This is a genomic window from [Lactobacillus] timonensis (assembly GCF_900240275.1).
In the GTDB taxonomy this organism is placed as follows: Bacteria; Bacillota; Bacilli; order Lactobacillales; family Lactobacillaceae; genus Limosilactobacillus; species Limosilactobacillus timonensis.
The window spans coordinates 1-2,188 of the sequence record NZ_LT964771.1 but is presented as its reverse complement, the minus strand read 5'-3'; the positions used below and the strand labels follow the sequence as shown (position 1 = coordinate 2,188).

General features: G+C 48.5%; 3 protein-coding genes and 1 pseudogene. All 4 read left to right on the top strand.

All coding sequences use genetic code 11. The features are described from left to right. A pseudogene (locus C1710_RS08085) lies at window positions 1-96 on the top strand (IS30 family transposase); the annotation flags it as partial. A gap of 59 nt (window positions 97-155) precedes the next feature. Next, window positions 156-923, top strand: a complete 768-nt coding sequence (locus C1710_RS08080; RefSeq protein WP_180961352.1) for a PTS sugar transporter subunit IIA — start codon at window positions 156-158, stop codon at window positions 921-923. Beyond that, on the top strand, window positions 923-1,192 hold the full coding sequence (locus C1710_RS08075; RefSeq protein ID WP_102281909.1) for a hypothetical protein: 270 nt from the start codon (window positions 923-925) through the stop codon (window positions 1,190-1,192). The genes C1710_RS08080 and C1710_RS08075 overlap by 1 nt, the downstream gene beginning before the upstream one ends. A 35-nt stretch (window positions 1,193-1,227) precedes the next feature. After that, on the top strand, window positions 1,228-1,962 hold the full coding sequence (locus C1710_RS08070) for an L-ribulose-5-phosphate 4-epimerase (RefSeq protein WP_102281906.1): 735 nt from the start codon (window positions 1,228-1,230) through the stop codon (window positions 1,960-1,962). Window positions 1,963-2,188 lie beyond the last annotated feature (226 nt).

Sequence of the window (2,188 nt, the reverse complement as noted above, 5' to 3'; positions counted from 1 at the left end):
CTGGTTCAAATCAATTGGTATCTGAATTCACGGCCACTTAAATGTCTTAATTGGCATACACCAATCGAGATCTTCTTGCTTAATCTACGTCACTAAATTCGTTCAAGTTATTTCTTGCAATCTGCCGAATTGAAAACCTTGAACGGATTATGCGGATGCCGAACCGGGCTAAGTTGATTATTTCGACAGCAAACCTCAATCCGGATGAATTTAATATTCCGGTGATCAGTGTTCAGCCGGTACTGGAGTATAAGGATAATTACCGGATTGAACGGGCACTCCACCAGTACTTCCCTCAGTTGTCAATTGGACAAGAACGGTCGTTAGATAAGCTGGTAGCAATCGTTAAACGCCACGCCCGCCTGACTGATGAAGAGGGATTAAGAGCTGAATTAACGTCCTATCTTTATCCGCTCAACGGGCAGGAAAATAGCGTTATACCGGCGAAAAAACGACTGGCTGACTTACTGAAACCGGCGTCAATTAAGTTAATCGACCGGCCCCGTGACTTGAAGGCGACGATTAAGCAGCTGTGCTGGATTTTAACGGACCAGGGAATTGCGGACGCTAAATACTATGACGACATCCTGAGCCTCATTGACCGTTTTGGCCCATATATGATGGTTTCAGCCGATACATTCCTGGCACACGCGGCACCTAGTGGGCACGTTAACCAGGTCGGGATGGCGCTGGGAATCTTTAGACAGCCGTTAGTCGTTGAAACAGGCCAGGGGCAGGAAACGATCCGTTGCTTGATCGTTTTGGCGCCTGGTGAAAATCACGAGCATGACCGCGCCTTAGCTGAAGTGATGGGGTTAGTTACTAACCGTCAAGTTTTCAAGACGTTATTAGCTGCGAAGGACGCTAAGACAGCCTACCACACCATTAGTGAATACAGTTATCAACAGGAGGAAATGGCTTAATGAAGGAGAAAAAATACAACATTCCGTTTTATGTCATCATGTCGCTTTGTCTACTAGCTACCGCAGCCATTTCGGTATGGGAATTTCTTAGCGGAAACACCCACGCGGGGACAACAAACGCGATTGCCGCTTTGATGGTCATTTTGATCTTGTTCCGTCAAATTTCGGTTGACCGGGACTTCGGACGGATCATCCACTACCTGAACTGGGCCATCCTGTTCTTCATTTTTATTTGTATCGCGGCTGAAGGCGGCTGGCTGTATAAATGATGTCGGGAAAGTAATGATTGAGAGGGAGAAAGAGTATGTTAGAAGAACTGAAAAAAGAAGTATACGATGCCAATATGCAGTTGCCAAAACTTGGTCTGGTAACTTTTACCTGGGGGAATGTCTCCGGGATTGACCGGGGAAAAGGTTTGTTTGTCATCAAGCCATCGGGGGTGCCATACGACGAACTGACTCCTGACGACATGGTGGTTGTTAACCTGCAGGGGGAAGTGGTGGAAGGTGACCTCAACCCGTCCTCAGACACGCCGACTCACACCTACCTTTACAATCACTTCCCGAAGATCGGCGGGATTGTCCACACCCACTCACCGTGGGCGGTGTCCTTTGCCGCTGCCCGGATGGACATCCCGGCTTTGAACACGACGCATGCCGACACCTTCTACACCGACGTGCCAGCCGCCGACGCGTTGACCAAGGAAGAAATCGAGGAAGACTACGAAGGCAACACCGGGAAGGTCATCATCCGTTCCTTTAAGGAACGTCACCTGGACTACGAGGCCACTCCTGCCGCTCTGGTCATGCAACATGGCCCATTTACCTGGGGGCCAACACCAGCCAAGGCGGTGTACAACGCGAAGGTGCTGGAAGTCGTCGCTGAAGAAGACTACCACTCAATGATGCTTAATCGCTCTAACATCCACTTGCCACAGTATCTGCTGGACAAGCACTACTACCGCAAGCACGGCAAGAACGCCTACTATGGACAGAACAACGCCCACAGCAAGGACCATGCTAAGCGAGAAAACAAATAGAAAGCATAGAATAGCAGGCGAGCCGCTCAAGACTCCAATAACTAATATAAAAAATGGTCACTAACGTCCTCTGCCAGACGTTGGTGGCCATTATTTTGTTGGGCTCTTTGTCAATCGGTACTGATAGCTAATTTTGACCAGTTCAAGCAACTAGTTTGCTTGGGCTGGTTTTTCTTGTGATTATGGGTGCCTGAACCATGATGTGCGAATTTTTTAATGCTATTAG